Annotated in this window: 15 protein-coding genes; 11 read left to right on the forward strand and 4 right to left on the reverse strand. The window is 74.7% G+C overall.

The window, feature by feature from the left end; genetic code table 11:
* The first annotated feature begins 11 nt into the window (after nt 1-11).
* From ACN9MS_RS08760 to ACN9MS_RS08780, 5 genes are all read left to right on the forward strand, one after another.
* A complete protein-coding gene (locus ACN9MS_RS08760) occupies nt 12-1,343 on the forward strand; it encodes a PP2C family protein-serine/threonine phosphatase (protein ID WP_426311563.1) in 1,332 nt (443 codons plus the stop codon).
* Between the two features lie 8 nt (nt 1,344-1,351).
* Nucleotides 1,352-2,977: a sensor histidine kinase gene (locus ACN9MS_RS08765; RefSeq protein WP_426311564.1), complete on the forward strand. Its 1,626-nt coding sequence runs from the start codon at nt 1,352-1,354 to the stop codon at nt 2,975-2,977.
* A 51-nt stretch (nt 2,978-3,028) separates the two neighbouring features.
* Nucleotides 3,029-3,469: a response regulator gene (locus tag ACN9MS_RS08770; protein ID WP_047233762.1), complete on the forward strand. Its 441-nt coding sequence runs from the start codon at nt 3,029-3,031 to the stop codon at nt 3,467-3,469.
* Nucleotides 3,470-3,619: 150 nt separating this feature from the next.
* A complete protein-coding gene (locus tag ACN9MS_RS08775; protein WP_426311565.1) occupies nt 3,620-4,546 on the forward strand; it encodes a proteasome assembly chaperone family protein in 927 nt (308 codons plus the stop codon).
* Between the two features lie 320 nt (nt 4,547-4,866).
* On the forward strand, nt 4,867-5,070 hold the full coding sequence (locus ACN9MS_RS08780; RefSeq protein WP_034655075.1) for a cold-shock protein: 204 nt from the start codon (nt 4,867-4,869) through the stop codon (nt 5,068-5,070).
* Nucleotides 5,071-5,155: 85 nt separating this feature from the next.
* Here the strand turns inward: ACN9MS_RS08780 and ACN9MS_RS08785 are convergent, their stop codons facing one another.
* Nucleotides 5,156-6,115 carry a spermidine synthase gene (locus ACN9MS_RS08785; protein WP_426311566.1) on the reverse strand — a complete coding sequence of 320 codons (960 nt, stop codon included), beginning with the start codon at nt 6,113-6,115 and terminating at the stop codon, nt 5,156-5,158.
* Nucleotides 6,116-6,194: 79 nt separating this feature from the next.
* Between ACN9MS_RS08785 and ACN9MS_RS08790 the strand changes: the two genes are divergently transcribed.
* From ACN9MS_RS08790 to ACN9MS_RS08800, 3 genes are read left to right on the forward strand one after another with little or no spacing between them, the layout of a single operon-like run.
* The gene (locus tag ACN9MS_RS08790) at nt 6,195-6,638 is read left to right on the forward strand and encodes an SAV_6107 family HEPN domain-containing protein (RefSeq protein ID WP_426311567.1); all 444 of its coding nucleotides are present in this window, start codon (nt 6,195-6,197) and stop codon (nt 6,636-6,638) included.
* Between the two features lie 39 nt (nt 6,639-6,677).
* On the forward strand, nt 6,678-7,934 hold the full coding sequence (locus ACN9MS_RS08795) for a DNA polymerase IV (protein WP_426311568.1): 1,257 nt from the start codon (nt 6,678-6,680) through the stop codon (nt 7,932-7,934).
* Between the two features lie 37 nt (nt 7,935-7,971).
* Complete coding sequence (locus tag ACN9MS_RS08800; protein WP_047233786.1) at nt 7,972-8,367, forward strand: DUF3040 domain-containing protein; 396 nt, start codon at nt 7,972-7,974, stop codon at nt 8,365-8,367.
* Here ACN9MS_RS08800 and ACN9MS_RS08805 read toward each other — a convergent pair.
* Genes ACN9MS_RS08805 through ACN9MS_RS08815 form a run of 3 tightly spaced genes read right to left on the reverse strand, consistent with a single transcriptional unit; the run spans nt 8,315 to nt 12,961 of the window.
* Nucleotides 8,315-10,615, reverse strand: a complete 2,301-nt coding sequence (locus ACN9MS_RS08805) for a transglutaminaseTgpA domain-containing protein (protein WP_426311569.1) — start codon at nt 10,613-10,615, stop codon at nt 8,315-8,317. The genes ACN9MS_RS08800 and ACN9MS_RS08805 overlap by 53 nt on opposite strands.
* Nucleotides 10,612-11,952 (reverse strand): DUF58 domain-containing protein, encoded by a 1,341-nt coding sequence (locus ACN9MS_RS08810; RefSeq protein WP_378232514.1) that lies wholly within the window; start codon nt 11,950-11,952, stop codon nt 10,612-10,614. Before ACN9MS_RS08810 ends, ACN9MS_RS08805 begins: the two co-directional genes overlap by 4 nt.
* 1 nt (nt 11,953) lies before the next feature.
* On the reverse strand, nt 11,954-12,961 hold the full coding sequence (locus ACN9MS_RS08815) for an AAA family ATPase (protein ID WP_426311866.1): 1,008 nt from the start codon (nt 12,959-12,961) through the stop codon (nt 11,954-11,956).
* Between the two features lie 372 nt (nt 12,962-13,333).
* Between ACN9MS_RS08815 and mraZ the strand changes: the two genes are divergently transcribed.
* The 3 genes from mraZ to ACN9MS_RS08830 all read left to right on the forward strand — a co-directional run bounded on the left by mraZ (nt 13,334) and on the right by ACN9MS_RS08830 (nt 15,419).
* Nucleotides 13,334-13,768, forward strand: a complete 435-nt coding sequence (mraZ, locus tag ACN9MS_RS08820; protein WP_031316739.1) for a division/cell wall cluster transcriptional repressor MraZ — start codon at nt 13,334-13,336, stop codon at nt 13,766-13,768.
* Between the two features lie 170 nt (nt 13,769-13,938).
* On the forward strand, nt 13,939-14,973 hold the full coding sequence (gene rsmH / locus ACN9MS_RS08825) for a 16S rRNA (cytosine(1402)-N(4))-methyltransferase RsmH (RefSeq protein WP_426311570.1): 1,035 nt from the start codon (nt 13,939-13,941) through the stop codon (nt 14,971-14,973).
* The gene (locus ACN9MS_RS08830; RefSeq protein WP_378232516.1) at nt 14,970-15,419 is read left to right on the forward strand and encodes a hypothetical protein; all 450 of its coding nucleotides are present in this window, start codon (nt 14,970-14,972) and stop codon (nt 15,417-15,419) included. Before rsmH ends, ACN9MS_RS08830 begins: the two co-directional genes overlap by 4 nt.
* Nucleotides 15,420-15,508 lie beyond the last annotated feature (89 nt).

The following is a 15,508-nucleotide window of genomic DNA, read 5'->3' on the forward strand; positions in this document are numbered from 1 at the left end:
GAGCGGGCGTCGTGACCGGGACCGACCGTCAGGTCCCCGCGCGACCCTCTGCGCGGGGCGACGAGGCCGGCGCGCGTGACCAGGCGCTGTCCGAGCGCGCGGTCCTCGCCCCGACGGACGAGCTGCGCATCCTCCTCGTCGAGGACGACGACGGGGACGCGGTCCTCGTCGAGGAGCTGCTGTCGGACGGCAACCTCACGGTCGAGCTCCACCGCGCCACGACGCTCGACGCCGCGCTCGAGATGCTCGTCTCGCGGCCCGTCGACTGCGTCCTGCTGGACCTCGGGCTGCCCGACTCCGTCGGGCTGTCGGCGGTCGAGCGCGTGCGGACCGGCACCCACCCGCCCGCCCTGGTGGTCCTCACCGGGCACTCGGGCATCGACCTCGGCGTCCAGGCCGTCGCGGCCGGCGCCGACGACTACCTGGTGAAGGGGGAGGTCGACGGCGACCTCCTGGGCCGGTCGGTGCGCTACGCCGTGCAGCGGCGCATGTCCGTCGAGCAGCAGCGCGCGCTGTACCGCAGCGAGGTACGGGCGGCCGAGACCGCTCGGCTGGAGCGCGCGCTCCTGCCCACGCCGCTCGTCCAGGACGACCGGCTCGACGTCATGGTGGGCTACGTCCCCGGCGGCAACGGGCTGCTCGGCGGAGACTTCTTCGACGCGGTCGAGCGCCCCGACGGGACGGTGCTGTGCGTCATCGGCGACGTCGCGGGCCACGGTCCCGACGAGGCCGCGCTGGGCGCGACGCTGCGCACGGCCTGGCGCACCATCGTGCTCTCCGACACCCAGCCGGAGGGCATCCTCCCGCTCCTGGAGCGCGTCCTGGTGCCCGAGCGCGCGCGCCCCGAGGTCTTCGTCACGCTCTGCCAGGTCGTGGTCTCCGCGGACCGCCGACGCGCGGAGGTCTACCTCGCGGGGCACCTCGCGCCGCTCCTGCTGCGCGACACCGCGACCGAGATCACGCCCACGGCGCGCGGCCGCGCGCTCGGGGTCCCCGTCCAGGGAGGGTGGACGTCGCAGTCCGTCGACCTCGGGGAGCGCTGGGCGCTCATGCTCTACACGGACGGGCTCGTCGAGGCGACGGTCGCCGGGCCGGGGACCTCGGCGGGGCCCCGCGCCCGCCCCGAGCGCGTCGGCGTCGACGGCCTGCGCAGTGCGGTCGACCGCGCGCTCGAGCAGGGCGTCGAGGGGGTCGTGGAGCGCGTCTTCCGCCGCGTGCGCGACCTGCACGGCGGCCCGCTGGCGGACGACGCCGCGCTCCTCGTGCTCGGCTGGGGCGGGGACGAGGGCACCCCCGGCGAGCGCACGGCGACCCTCGCGGACTCGGACGAGTGGGCCCGGTGACGCCGACGGTGAGCGAGACGACCGGCACGGGGCACGCGGGGCGCCGGCGCGCCCCCACCCTGCGCCGCCGGCTCGGGTGGGCGCTCGTCGTCGCGGGCGTGATCCTGCTCGGCGTGCTCGCGACGTCGGCCATCGCCCTCTCGCGCGTGCTGACCATCCAGGACGAGGTCACCGGGCCGTTCTTCGACGCGGTGACCGAGGCGGACGCCGCGTACGTGGGCCTGCTCGACGCCGAGGTGGCGGTGCGCGCGTACGTCGCGACCGGCGACGACACGGCGCTCGAGGCCTACACCCGAGCGGTCGGGACGGACGCCGAGGGCGTCGTCCCGGACCCCGCGCTCGTGGACCTGCTCGGGCTCGACGAGGAGCAGACGGCGACGCTCGCCCAGGCCGACGCGTCGGTGCGCACCTGGGTCACCGACTACGCCGAGCCCGCGATCGCGACCACCGAGGACGACGGCCCGGGGCGGGTGCGTGCCGTGGACCAGGCGCACGGGGCCGAGCTGTTCGCCGACGCACGGGCCGACACCGCCCGGTACGTCGACGCGATCCGCGCCGAGCGCGTCGAGCGGCTCGACACGCTCGACCGCTGGAGCCGGGCCCTCTTCGGGAGCGTCCTCGTCCTCGTCGGCTCGGCGCTCGCGGTCGGGATCATCCTCTGGGTGTGCCTCAAGCGCTGGGTCACCGAGCCGATGGCCGAGCTCGCGCACCGTGTGCGGCTCGTGAGCTCGGGGAGCCTCGACGAGCCGGTCGTGACCTCCGGCCCGGCGGAGATCGCGGACCTCGCCCAGGACGTCGAGCACATGCGCGTCGAGCTCGTGAACCAGGTCGCCGAGATCAAGGCGTCGCACGAGGACGCCGCCCGCTCGCACGAGCTCCTCGCGGAGCAGGCGCGCGAGCTCGAGCGGTCCAACCGCGACCTCGAGCAGTTCGCCTACGTCGCGTCCCACGACCTCCAGGAGCCGCTGCGCAAGGTCGCGAGCTTCACGCAGCTCCTCAAGAAGCGGTACGGCGGCGAGCTCGACGACCGCGCGGACCAGTACATCGACTTCGCGGTCGACGGCGCCAAGCGCATGCAGCGGCTCATCCAGGACCTGCTCGGCTTCTCGCGGGTCGGCCGGACGGGCAACGAGCGCGTCGACGTGGACCTCGAGCGGGAGCTCGAGGGCGTGCTCGAGGACCTGTCCGAGAAGATCGGGGAGACGGGGGCGAGCATCACGCACGACCCGCTGCCCGTCGTCGTCGGCGAGCGGGCGCTCCTGCACCAGCTCCTGGCCAACCTCGTCGGCAACGCGCTGAAGTTCCGCGACCCCGACCGGCCGCCGGTCGTGCACGTGGGCGTGCTCGCACGCGACACCCACTGGGAGATCTCCGTCGAGGACAACGGGATCGGGATCGACCCGCAGTACGCGGAGCGCGTGTTCGTCATCTTCCAGCGCCTGCACGCCAAGGACGTGTACGAGGGCACCGGGATCGGCCTCGCGCTGTGCAAGCGCATCGTCGAGTACCACGGTGGCCGGATCTGGATCGAGCCGCGCGAGGGCGGGACGACGATCCGCTTCACGCTCGCCCACGCGTACGTGCACGCGCAGGTCGGCTACGCTCGCTCCGACCACGACGGCGCGGAGCAGTGATCCCCGAGTGATCCCTGCCCGCGCGCGCCACGACGACGAGGAGAGCCCCGCATGAGCCACGGCAGCAAGCCGATCGACGTCCTCCTGGTGGAGGACGACCCCGGCGACGTGCTCATGACGCGCGAGGCGTTCGAGGACCACAAGGTCACCAACCGCCTCTCGGTGGTCTCCGACGGGGTGAGCGCGCTCCAGTTCCTGCGCAAGGAGGGCGAGCACGAGGGCGCCCCGACGCCGGACCTGATCCTGCTCGACCTCAACCTGCCCCGGATGGACGGGCGCGAGGTCCTCGCCGAGCTCAAGGCGGACGAGGCGCTGCGCAAGATCCCGGTCGTCGTGCTGACGACGTCGGAGGCCGAGGAGGACGTCGTGCGCAGCTACTCGCTGCACGCCAACGCCTACGTCACCAAGCCGGTCGACTTCGACCGCTTCATCGACGTGGTGCGCCAGATCGACGACTTCTTCGTCTCCGTGGTGCGGTTGCCCGGTCGCTGACCCGGCGCGGGCCCGGTCCGGCGACCCGCCGCCGGGCCCGAGCCATTCTCGCCGGGTCGGGAAGAACCGCGGGACGAGCCGTGTTGTCCTCGTCAGGCCCGTCGCGCGCCGTCGGCAGCGCACGGGCGAAGGACGTCACGAGGAGGATGCATGCTGGACCCTCGCGGGATCTACGAGCTCGACGAGCAGGCCGTGGCACGCCTGTGGCCCACGCCGCCCGAGCCGGGCGCGGGGCCCGTGCTGCTCCACGCCGTCGCGGGGTTCGTCGACGCGGGCAGCGCGGGCGAGGTCGCGGTCGACCACCTGCTGGGGATCGGCGAGGTCACCCGTGTGGTGACGTTCGACGTCGACCAGCTCCTGGACTACCGCTCCAAGCGCGCCACGATGACCTTCAGCACGGACCGCTGGTCCGACTACGACGAGCCGCACCTGGTGATCGACCACGTGCGCGACGCCGAGGGGACGGGGTTCCTGCTGCTGCACGGCGCCGAGCCCGACGTGCAGTGGGAGCGCGTGGTCGCGGCGGTGCGCGACGTCGTCGAGCGCCTGGGCGTGTCGCTCACGGTCGGCTTCCACGGCATCCCGATGGGGATCCCGCACACGCGGCCCCTGTCGGTCACCGCCCACGCGACGCGCCCGGAGCTGCTGGGGGAGCACACGTCGTGGTTCGGCACGGTGAAGGTCCCGGCCAGCCTGGCGGCCCTGCTGGAGCTGCGGCTCGGCCGGGCGGAGCACGACGCGCTCGGCGTCACCGTGCACGTGCCGCACTATCTGGCGCAGTCGTCGTACCCGCCGGCGGCGGTGGTCGCGCTCGAGCACGTGCAGCGCGTCACCGGTCTGGAGCTCGCGACGAGCGGGCTCGCGGAGGCGGTGCAGGACGCGAAGACCGAGGTCGAGCGGCAGGTGCGCGACTCCGAGGAGGTCGCCGCGGTGGTGCGCGCCCTCGAGGAGCAGTACGACGCGTTCGCGCGCTCCGTCGGGCGCACGAGCCTGCTCGCGGAGTCCGCGCCGATCCCGACGGCCGAGGAGCTCGGTGCCGAGTTCGAGCGCTTCCTCGCCCAGCAGTCGGGCGACTGAGCCGCGTCGACCCGGCTCGCCCCGGTCCGCGGACCGGGGTGGAATGTGCCGAAAAATCATCACGAGAGGTGGCGAGTTCCATGGCGGACCGGACGTGGTCCGTGCCACACTGTCACTCGTTGCAGTGACGTACTTGCGCACGACCCGGTGCAGGGCCGGTACGTGGGTCCGCCCGGCGGGGTGGTCCGGCGTCGGGCCTGTCGGCCGCACACGGCCGGGGCGCCGGCGAAGGACGTGGGACATGGCATTGCGGCGCACGGGGGTGGACGAAGGGTCCGCTCGCTGATGTCCCCGGATGGACAGAAGGTCAGAGGAAGAGCATGGCGCAGGGTTCTGTGAAGTGGTTCAACGCCGAGAAGGGCTACGGCTTCATCGCGCAGGACGGCGGCGGTGCCGACGTCTTCGTGCACTACTCGGCGATCGAGTCGAACGGGTACCGCACGCTCGACGAGGCGCAGCGGGTCGAGTTCGAGATCACCCAGGGGCCGAAGGGCCCGCAGGCGGAGAAGGTCCGTCCGCTCTGACGTCGACGACGTCTGGCGGCCGGGCCACCCGGTCGTCGCAGCAGTGCAGGAGCCGCGCCCCCTCGGGCGCGGCTCCTGTCGCGTCTCACGACCCGTCCGCCGCGGTGCCGCCGGTCCGCGCCTCCTCGGGGTCGTCGAGCACCGGCGCGGTGCCCACGAACGCGCGGAGCTCGTCGCCCGTGACGACGCGCGCCGGGACGGCGAGCGAGCGGACGGCACGCGCCAGCGTCGTGCTGGCCAGGCTCGGCGCACCCGACCCGGCACGGACCGCGGCCAGCACGACGTTGCCGTACCGCCGGCCCTTGAGCTGCGCGGGCTCCGCGATCGCCGCGACCCTGCCTTCCGCTGCGGACGTCTCCCCGAACGCGGCCGCGAGGGTCGCGGCCTCGCGGCGCGCCGTCGTGAGCGGCGGACGGTCGGCGCAGTTCACCAGGTAGACGCCGCCCGGGCGCAGGACGCGGTGCACCTCGACCGCCATGCCGAAGGTCGCGAGGTGGTCGGGCGTGCGGTCGCCGTCGAACACGTCGCGCACGACGACGTCGTACGAGGCGTCGGGCAGGCTCGCCACCGCGCGCCGTGCGTCGTCGGGACGCAGCCGAAGGCGCGGTGCCCGGGGCAGGTCGAACCACGTGCGCACCAGCTCGAGCAGGCGGGCGTCGAGGTCGACCCCGAGCTGGCTCGAGCCAGGCCGGTTGTGCTCGACCCAGCGGGGCAGGCTGCACCCCGCCGCGCCGAGGTGCAGCGCGCGCAGCGGCCCGGGCGAGAGCTCCTCCACGACGGCCGCCATCTGCTGCATGTACTCGAACGCGAGCGTCCCGGGGTCGTCGAGGTCGAGGTACGAGCTCGGGACGCCGTTGACGTAGAGCGTGACGGCCGACGGGAGGTCCGGGTCGCGCTCGACGTGCGCGGTCCCCGTCGACGTCGGCACGGGCCCGGTCGGGAGCTCCGGCACGACGGTCCCGCCGCGGCCCCCGCTGCCCCGCCGCCGGGACGGTGTGGGTGGTGCGGAGGACCCTGAGGAACGTCGGGTGGTGCGGCGAGCCATGTGCTCACCGTACGGGCTGGAGGGCGCCCGACGTTGACAGAATCGAACAGGTGTTCGATAGTGGAGGAGGAGGTGCGCGATGTCGAACGAAGCAGGCGCGAGGGGGACCGTCGCCGTCCCCGCCGAGGTCCGTCGGCTGCTGGAGCGCGCCGACGCGGAGCTCGTCTCGGCGGCGCTCGCGCAGGACGCGGGCGAGCGGTTCGTGCACGCCCATCTCGGTGCCCTGCGCGCCGCAGCGGCGGTCGTCGCGCTGCGTGCCCGGCCGGTGCGTCGCGGACGGGCCCGGTCGGTGTGGGACCAGCTCGCGGACGCCGAGGCGTCGCTCGCCGCGTGGTCCGGCTACTTCGCGAGCGGGGCGCGCGTCCGCGCCGCCGTCGACGCGGGTCGGTTCGACGCCGTGGACCCGCGCCGGGCCGACGAGCTCATGGCGTGCGCCGAGGACTTCCGCGACGAGGTCGCGATGCTCGTCGACCCGGATGCCGGGTTCGTCCGGCTCCCCGGTCTGCGGACGGTGGCGTCGTGACCCTGGCGTGCCCTGCGCCGAGCGCCCGGTGAGGCGGCGATGAGCCGCGGGCCGCGCGCGGTCGTCCGCCGTGACTGGGGTGACGACGAGGAGGGGTGCTCCATCCTCCACGTCGACATGGACGCGTTCTTCGCGTCCGTCGAGCTCGCCCGACGTCCCCAGCTCGTGGGGCGCCCGGTCATCGTCGGCGGCGCGGAACGAGGCGTCGTCCTCGCGGCGACCTACGAGGCGCGGGCCTTCGGCGTCCACTCGGCGATGCCGATGGTGACCGCGCGCCGGCTGTGCCCGCAGGCGATCGTCGTCCCGCCGGACCACACGCGCTACTACGAGGTCTCCCGCGCGGTCATGGCGGCGATCGGCGAGATCACCGCGCTCGTGGAGCAGGTGAGCGTCGACGAGGCCTTCCTCGACGTGAGCGGGGCGCGGCGGCGCCTCGGGCCTCCGACGCGGATCGCGGCCGAGCTCCGGCGTCGCGTGCGGGCCGAGCACGGCATCACCTGCTCGGTCGGGATCGCGACGAACAAGTTCGTCGCCAAGCTGGCCTCGACGCACGCCAAGCCCGACGGCGTCCTCCTCGTTCCGGCGGCCGCCACCGTCCCGTTCCTGCGCACGCTGCCCGTCGGCGCGCTGTGGGGCGTGGGGGAGCGGACCGAGAGCGCGCTCGCGCAGTGGGGCATCCGCACGGTCGCGGAGCTCGCCGACACGGACGTGGCGTCGCTCCAGACGGCGGTCGGCAAGGTCGCGGGAGCGCACCTGCACGACCTCGCGTGGGGGCGCGACCCCCGGCCGGTCCAGCCGGAGCGGTCGGAGCGGAGCATCGGTGCCGAGACGACGTTCGCACACGACCTGCGCGACCTCTCGGCGGTCCAGGCGCGCGTGCTCGAGCTCGCGGACCGGTGCGCCGGCCGGCTGCGCCACCAGGATCTCGTCGCGCGCACCGTGAGCGTGAAGGTCCGGACGAGCGACTTCCGCACGGTGACCCGCGCGCGGACCCTCGGCGCCCCGACGGACGTCGCCCGCGAGATCTACCTCGTGGCGCGCGAGCTCGTCGCGGGCGTCGACCTGCGAGGTCTCGCCGTCCGGCTCGTGGGGGTCCGCGCCGAGGGCCTCGAACCCCGTGCGGAGGCCGTCGTGCAGCCCACGCTCGAGGAAGCGGTCGAGGAGACGAGCGCGACACGGCGTCGGGTCGAGGAGGCCGTCGACGCGGTCCGAGGGCGGTTCGGGGTGAGATCCATCGCCATGGGGCCCGCGAGGGCCCGCTCGACTACCACCCCCGCGGATGTCGATCTATCCTGAGGGTGACACACGACCACCGTGGAGAAACGGGGTGCTCATGCCTCTGTCTGAGTACGAGCAGCGGGTCTTGGAGCAGATGGAGCGCGCGCTCACCTCGGACGACCCGCGGTTGGCGAACACGCTCCAGGCGCCACGACGACGTTCGGCGCTGCGCTATGTCCTGGCTGGAGTCGGCGTCGTCGGCGGCCTCCTCCTCCTCGTGCTGGGTGCTGCGCTCTCGCAGACCTGGCTCGGGGTGATCGGCTTCGTCCTCATGTTCGGGGGCGTCGTCCTGGTCTTCCAGTCTCCGCGCTCGTCGCGCAAGGGACCGGTGGGGACCGTCGAGGCGGACGGCACCGTCCGCCCGGCCGCGCCGAGCAAGCCGGCCCGCAAGCCGTTCCTCAGCCGACTGGAAGAGCGCTGGGACCGTCGGCGCGAGCAGGACGGTCGCTGAGCGACTCCTCGACAGCGTCGACCGCCGCGTCGACGAGCTCCTGGAGCCGGTCCGGGCGGGCGACCGTCCGCGGCTCCGGGGCGTAGCGCTCGGCCTCGAGCGCCGACGCCAGCCCGGCGACCGCCTCGGCGACGTCCTCGTCCCGCGGGTGCTGCCCGCGACGAGCATGCAGCGCCGCGACGACCGCCGCGGGGACGCGCCGGGGTGTCGTCGACGTCGGCCACCGGACCTCGAGCGCCCCGAGCCGGTCGGTGAGCTCGGCCCACGCGTCCTCGGCGTCCCGCAGGCTCTGCGTCTCGGACCGTCGACGCAGCGCGAGCCACAGCACCCCGCCGAGGGCGATCGCGACGAGGAGCGCGACGCCCACGACGAGCAGCCAGGGTGCGCCGTCGTCCTGAGCGCCGCCGATCGTCCCGCCCGTGCCGGGCGTGGTGGGCACGGGGCTCGCGGGCGCGGAGGGAGCCGCGGTCGTCGCGCCCGGCGTCGGTACGTTGCCCGGGTCTCCCGGGCCCCCCGGCGTCACGGCCACGGGTGTCGCCCACCGCGGGGTCGGGCCCGTCTGCTGGGCCGGGGTCGGCTCGAACCGTACCCAGCCCTGCCCGGGGAACCAGAGCTCCGGCCAGGCGTGGGAGTCGCGGCCCGTGACCTGGAAGCTCGAGTCGTCGACGCGTTCGCCGGGCAGGAACCCGACGCCGAGACGTGCGGGGATGCCGAGGGTCCGCGCCATCATCGTCATCGAGGTCGCGAACTGGACGCAGTAGCCCGTCCGGTCCTGGAGGAAGTCCCAGACGGCGTCGCCGGACTCGCCCGGCGGTACCTCGGTCGAGTAGGTGAACTGCGAGACGTCGCGGAAGTAGGTCTGCAGGGCGAGCGCCTGGTCGTAGCGCGTCGGCGCCCCGTCGACCACGGCGGCGGCCAGGTCACGGATGTCCTGCTCGTGCTCGGTCGCGGGCACGTCGAGGTAGTTGGGGTCGTCCGGGTCCGCGCCCGTCGCCCCGCGCAGCGACGCCGCGTCGAGCGGGCGGGAGAAGACCGCGAGCTCGTACGCGGTGCCCGCGCCGGTGGGCTGGTCCCCGAGCACCTCGTCGCGGACGTCGTCGTACGACCAGTCGCCGTCGATGTCCACGGAGCGGGGCTCGGTCGGGACGGGGAGCTTGGTGTCCCGCAGCGACTCGAGCGTGACGCGCACGGACGTGGGCTCCTCGACGCCGGCCGGGTCGGTGGGCCACAGCACCTGGTCCGCGCTCTCGATCGGGGTGCCGTCGCGGTCCGCGCCGCGCCGCCAGTTCGTGCCGTCGAAGCCCGTGAGGGTGAACACGCGCAGCGGACCGACCTCGTCCGCGTCGGTCCGGTAGCGCAGCACGACCTCACCCGAGCGCTCCGCGAGGTCGCGCCGCATGTCGAGGTCGTCGGAGAGCCGCACCGTCTGACCGGTCGAGGAGAACAGGCGCGACCACGACGCGGACGCGACCTCGGGGAGCGAGGCGCTCGCCGAGCCGAGGCCCAGGGCGACGACCGCGACGGCGACCGCCACGACGAGCGCGCCGGCGGCCCGCAGACCGCCGGTCGCACGGTCCTCCGCGCGGCGCGCGGACGTGCCGCGTCGCACGGGGCGGTGCGGGTTGTCGACCGCGAGGAGCAGGACGAGCGCGGCCACGGTCACGACGAACGCCAGGGGCGGGACCTCGCCCATGATCACGAGCCCCGGGATCCACAGGGCGAGGAGCGGCAGCGCGACCCCCGCGCTCAGGCGGAGCCCGCCCGCCATGAGGTCGGCGACGAGGAAGACGACGACCGCACCCCCGACCGCCAGGAGCGCGATCGGCAGGCTCGGGTCGATCGGGGCGACCTCCGCGAGCGTGAGGTCCCGCGCGGTGGAGAGCCGGGACAGGACCCGGTCGACGTTGGAGAGGCCGATGAGGAGGGAGAAGCGGTCGGTCGGGCCCCCGTAGAGCCCCAGCAGGGCCCAGAGGCCGACGACGAGACCCGCGAGCGAGGGGAGCAGCGCGGCCGGAGGCGCGAGGGCCTCGCCCCGCGCCGCGTGGCCCCGCTCGAGGGCGTAGCGCGAGATCCCTGTCACGAGCGCGAGGACCGCGACGGTGCGCACCGCGGTGCCGGTCCAACCACCCGGCCCGATGACGCTCCCGAGCGCGTAGGTCGACGCGACGACGGCGACGGCGACGAGCCCGCTCGTCGCGAGCACGCGGAAGCCGACGGGGGTCGAGGTGTCCGGTCGGGACGTGGTCATCGCGAGCCCTCCACGAGCAGGGTCCAGGCGTGCTCCAGGGACGCCGACGGGTCGACGAGCGCCGCGTGCCACCCGGTGGACCGCAGGGCGGCCACGGTCTCGAGCGCGTCGGCGTGCTCGGGCGCCCAGGGCCGTGCGCTCACCACGAGCGCGCGGTGCAGGCCGTCCCCGGCCATGGCCGCGACCGTGTGCCGTGCGACGGAGCCGAGCGGGCCGAGCACCGCGACGGTGATCTCGCCCGGGCGCCGGTCCCGCCGCAGCGCCTCGGAGGTCGCGACGACGGAGCGGTCGGCGTCGGCGACCACGTGGTGCCCGTGGAGGTCGACGGTGGCGTCCAGGAGGTCGGCCGGCCCCTCGCCCGAGCGGTTGACGCGGAAGCCCGTGCCCGACACGACCGGCGCGAGCGACGTCGGGACGAGGCGGACGGGGTGCCCGGCCTGGAGGAGGGACACACCGATCGACGCCGCGCACTCGACCGCCCACTCGCCGTCGGCGAGGGCGCGCGGGCTCGAGGCGGCGAGCTCCGGGTGGGGCAGGAGCCCGCGGTCCAGGAGGACGCTGACGGGCGGCAGGCCAGCGCTCTCGTCCGCGCGGACCATGAGCTGGCCGTGGCGGGCCGCGCTGGCCCAGTGCACGCGCCGCGGGTCGTCGCCGGCGACGTAGTCGCGCAGCACCGAGTCGTCGCTCGACGCGAGCCGGGCACCCGACGCGGAGCGCTCGTGCTCGCCGAACGCGCGCGACCCGCGGACGGGCAGCTCGACGGTGCGCGGCCACACCGCGACGGCGGTCGGGTCGCCGAGCTCCTGGGTCGCGCTGACCAGGCCGAAGAGGTCGACCCGCGTCGTGAGGAGCGGGCCGAGCGGCCACCGGCCGCGGCGGAGCGGTCGCAGGCGGTAGCGGACCGCGATGTGGTCGCCCACCGTCGCGACCTGTGCCCGCAGGGAGCCCTGGTCGCACAGCTCGTGCGCCGCCTGCTCGCTGATCCGCAGGCGGGCGAGCGTCGTGGCCGTGGACGACGTCGCCCGCGTGGCCGCGACCGTGAGGCGCGCCGTCGTGAACTGCCCGCGCACGGCGGGGTTCGGCTGGACGCGGCGCGTCACGTGCAGGGCGCCACGACCGCGGTCGATCCGGCGGACGGCCATCCAGCACCAGGCGGCGCCGACGGCGAGCGCCCCCGCGACGCCGAGCCCGACGAGGTCGGGCAGGCCGAGCGTCACGCCCAGGACGGCGAGCGCGGCACCGGCGACGAGCACCGCCGTGCCGCGGCGGGTCAGGCGCGCGCTGGCGAGGCTCCTGCCCCTGCCGCGGAGCCGCGCGAGGAACGACGGGGCGCGCACGTCAACGTCGCTCGGTCGCGTCCAGGGCGGGGATCGGCGTCTGCGCCACGATCGACGCGACGACGGCCTCGGCGTCCTGGCCCGAGAGCCGGGCCTCGGTCGTGATGACGAGCCGGTGCGCGAGCACGGGGACCGCGAGGTACTGCACGTCGTCGGGGAGCACGTGGTCGCGACCCGCCATGGCCGCGAGGGACTTCGCCGCGCGCAGGAGCTGGAGCGTCGTCCGGGGCGACGCCCCGAGACGCAGGCCGGGGTGCTCGCGCGTCGCCGTGACGAGGGCGAGCACGTACCTCTTGACGGCGGTCGACGCGTAGACGGCGCGCGCGACCCCGGCGAACCGCAGGACGGCCGCGCCGGTGGTCACGGGGCGGAGGTGGGCCAGCGGGTTGTCCGACTCCTGCCGGTCGAGCATCCGGAGCTCGGCGTCGACGTCGGGGTAGCCGACCGTCAGCCGCGCCATGAAGCGGTCGCGCTGCGCCTCCGGCAAGGGGTAGGTGCCCTCCATCTCGACGGGGTTCTGCGTCGCGACGACGAGGAAGGGGTTCGGCAGCGGGTGGGAGGTCCCGTCGACCGTCGTCTGCCCCTCCTCCATGCACTCGAGGAGCGCCGACTGCGTCTTGGGCGAGGCGCGGTTGATCTCGTCGCCGATGACGATGTTGGAGAAGACCGGGCCCGGACGGAACTCGAACTCGTGGTTCGCCGCACGGTAGATGTTGACGCCGGTGAGGTCGCTCGGCAGGAGGTCCGGCGTGAACTGGATGCGCCCGACCTTGCAGTCGATCGTGCGGGCCAGCGCCTTGGCGAGCGTCGTCTTGCCGACGCCTGGGACGTCCTCGATGAGGAGGTGGCCCTGGGCGAGGAGGACGGCGACGGTGACGGTCACGAGGTCGGGACGGCCCGTGACGACGGACTCGATGCCGGAGCGGATCCGGCCCGTGGTCTCGACCAGCTCGTCGAGGCCGGCGAGGGCGGCGCCCCCGGGCTCGTCGGAGGGCGCGACAGGGGCGATGTCGGGGAGCACGGAGACCTCCGTCGTCGGTGGCGCAGTGCCGCGGACCAGGGAGACCGCGGGTGGGAAGAGCCTAGTGGACCACCGGCTCTGCGCCGAGCGCCGGCGCGAGGGCCGGACGCCGCCCGGGCCGCCCGGCTGCTGCGCGCGCCCGCCCCCGGACCGGCGTCGCGACGCGCCATGGGGAGTGCTCCCCTCCACCGGGCTCCACCCCGCGTGACCTGCGGAGATCCTGCGAAGGCGGGTGAAAGCCCCGGGATTCACCGAGAGCGGTGGAGGGAAGTGGAGTACCGTGGAGGAGAAGGGAGCAGGAGGGGAGGTGCCAGGTGCATGTCCGGCTTCGTGGACGACGTGCTCGGCGGTTCCTCCGGCCTGCTCCTGGGCACCTTCACGCCACGTCTGGACGACAAGGGGAGGCTCATCCTCCCCGCGAAGTTCCGGTCGCGGCTCGCACCGGGTCTCGTCATGACGCGGGGGCAGGAGCGCTGTCTGTTCCTGCTGCCGATGGACGAGTTCCGGCGCATGTACGACCAGATCCGGCAGGCGCCGGTGACGAGCAAGCAGGCCCGGGACTACCTGCGCGTCTTCCTGTCGGGGGCGAGCGACGAGATCCCGGACAAGCAGGGACGCGTCTCGATCCCCGCGCCCTTGCGGGCGTACGCGGGGCTCGATCGCGACGTCGCCGTGATCGGTGCCGGCACGCGGGTCGAGATCTGGGACGCGCAGGCCTGGGAGACGTACCTCGCGGAGCAGGAGTCGGCGTACTCCGACACCGCGGAGGAGGTGTTCCCTGACCTGCGCTTCTAGAGCACGACCCACGGCTCCCGCACGGTGAGGCCTCCTCCCGCCCGGTCTGACGCACTTCCCCGGCGCCAGAAAGGACGCGGAGGGAGACCTGACCGTACGGGGACCGGCCGGACGAGGCGCACCACCGGACGGCACGGCCCGGCCACGACCAGCACGGAGAGGAGACGGACATGACGAGCACCCCCGACGACGCCGCCGAGCGGCACGTCCCGGTCCTCCTCCAGCGGTGCGTCGACCTCCTCGCCCCCGCGCTCGTGGAGCCCGGCGCCGTCCTCGTCGACTGCACGCTCGGCATGGGCGGGCACACCGAGGCCGTCCTGGAGCAGGTCCCGACGGCGCGCGTCGTCGGCATCGACCGTGACCCCGAGGCCATCGCCCGCGCGTCGCGCCGCCTCGAGCGGTTCGGCGACCGGTTCCGCGCGGTGCACGCCGTGTACGACGAGATCGACGAGGTCGTGACCGACGTCGTCGGCGGGCCGGTCCAGGGCGTGCTCATGGACCTCGGGGTGTCCTCGTTGCAGATCGACGAGGCCGACCGCGGGTTCTCCTACGCGCACGACGCGCCGCTCGACATGCGCATGGACCCGACGACCGGCCCGACCGCCGCCGACGTCCTCAACACCTACGACGAGCGCGCGCTCACCCGGATCCTGCGCGACTACGGCGAGGAGCGGTTCGCCCAGCGCGTCGCCCGCGCGATCGTCCGACGCCGCGAGCAGCGCCCGTGGGAGCGCAGCGCGGAGCTCGTCGAGGTCGTGCGCGGCGCGATCCCCGCAGCGACGCGCACGACGGGCGGGAACCCGGCCAAGCGGACGTTCCAGGCGCTGCGGATCGAGGTGAACGGGGAGCTCGAGGTCCTCGGGCGCGCCGTCCCGGCCGCCGTGGACGTGCTCGCCGTGGGCGGGCGCCTCGTCGTCGAGTCGTACCACTCGCTCGAGGACCGCATCGTCAAGCGCGTGCTGGCCGCGGGGGCGACGATCAGCGCGCCGCCCGGGCTGCCCGTCGTGCCGGAGGAGGACCAGCCCTACCTGCGGCTCCTCACCCGGGGCGCGGAGGAGGCGTCGGCCGTCGAGCGGGAGTCCAACCCGCGCTCGGCGTCCGTGCGGCTCCGCGCCGCCGAGCGCACCCGGCCCACGCCGCCGCACCGCCGCCCGACGCACCGACCGACCGACCGACCGCACGACCCGGGGGAGAGGACACGATGAGCGCACAGAGGTCGACCGCCGCCCGCCCGCTCCCGCGCACGGCGCGCCCGACGCCCGCCCCGCGCCCGTCGCTCACGGCGCTGCCGGGCGGCGCGTCCGAGCGCGCGCTCCGCTCACGTCTCGAGCTCGTCCGGGCGCCGCTCCAGGCGCGGTCCAAGATCCCGTTCCTCGTCGTCTGCATGTCGATCCTCGGTGCCGCGCTCCTGTGTGCTCTCCTGGTGAACACGACGATGGCGCGCAACTCCTACGAGATGTCGGAGCTGCGCCGGGAGGAGAGCCGCGTGGCCCAGGACACGCAGAGCCTGCAGGCGCAGGTCGACGCCCAGAAGACCTCGCTGCCGGACACCGCGGCCTCCCTCGGCATGGTCCCCGCAGAGGACCCGGCGATGGTCCGGCTGTCCGACGGCACGGTCCTCGGGGGTGCGCAGGAGGAGGCCGGGCAGTGACGGGTGAGACCGGAGCCGGACGCGACCGTCGGTCGCGACCCGCGGCGAGCACGCAGCGGTCCCGCACCGCCCCCACGGCCTCCCGGCCC

The organism is Cellulosimicrobium sp. E-16 (assembly GCF_049913115.1).
In the GTDB taxonomy this organism is placed as follows: Bacteria; Actinomycetota; Actinomycetes; order Actinomycetales; family Cellulomonadaceae; genus Cellulosimicrobium.

Bases quoted from the DNA above. Each gene is read 5' to 3' on its own strand.
- ACN9MS_RS08770 (WP_047233762.1), top strand. From the start codon at position 3,029: ATGAGCCACGGCAGCAAGCCGATCGACGTCCTCCTGGTGGAGGACGAC.
- ACN9MS_RS08775 (WP_426311565.1), top strand. From the start codon at position 3,620: ATGCTGGACCCTCGCGGGATCTACGAGCTCGACGAGCAGGCCGTGGCA.
- ACN9MS_RS08780 (WP_034655075.1), top strand. From the start codon at position 4,867: ATGGCGCAGGGTTCTGTGAAGTGGTTCAACGCCGAGAAGGGCTACGGC.
- ACN9MS_RS08785 (WP_426311566.1), bottom strand. From the start codon at position 6,115: ATGGCTCGCCGCACCACCCGACGTTCCTCAGGGTCCTCCGCACCACCC.
- ACN9MS_RS08790 (WP_426311567.1), top strand. From the start codon at position 6,195: ATGTCGAACGAAGCAGGCGCGAGGGGGACCGTCGCCGTCCCCGCCGAG.
- ACN9MS_RS08795 (WP_426311568.1), top strand. From the start codon at position 6,678: ATGAGCCGCGGGCCGCGCGCGGTCGTCCGCCGTGACTGGGGTGACGAC.
- ACN9MS_RS08800 (WP_047233786.1), top strand. From the start codon at position 7,972: ATGCCTCTGTCTGAGTACGAGCAGCGGGTCTTGGAGCAGATGGAGCGC.
- ACN9MS_RS08805 (WP_426311569.1), bottom strand. From the start codon at position 10,615: ATGACCACGTCCCGACCGGACACCTCGACCCCCGTCGGCTTCCGCGTG.
- rsmH (WP_426311570.1), top strand. From the start codon at position 13,939: ATGACGAGCACCCCCGACGACGCCGCCGAGCGGCACGTCCCGGTCCTC.
- ACN9MS_RS08830 (WP_378232516.1), top strand. From the start codon at position 14,970: ATGAGCGCACAGAGGTCGACCGCCGCCCGCCCGCTCCCGCGCACGGCG.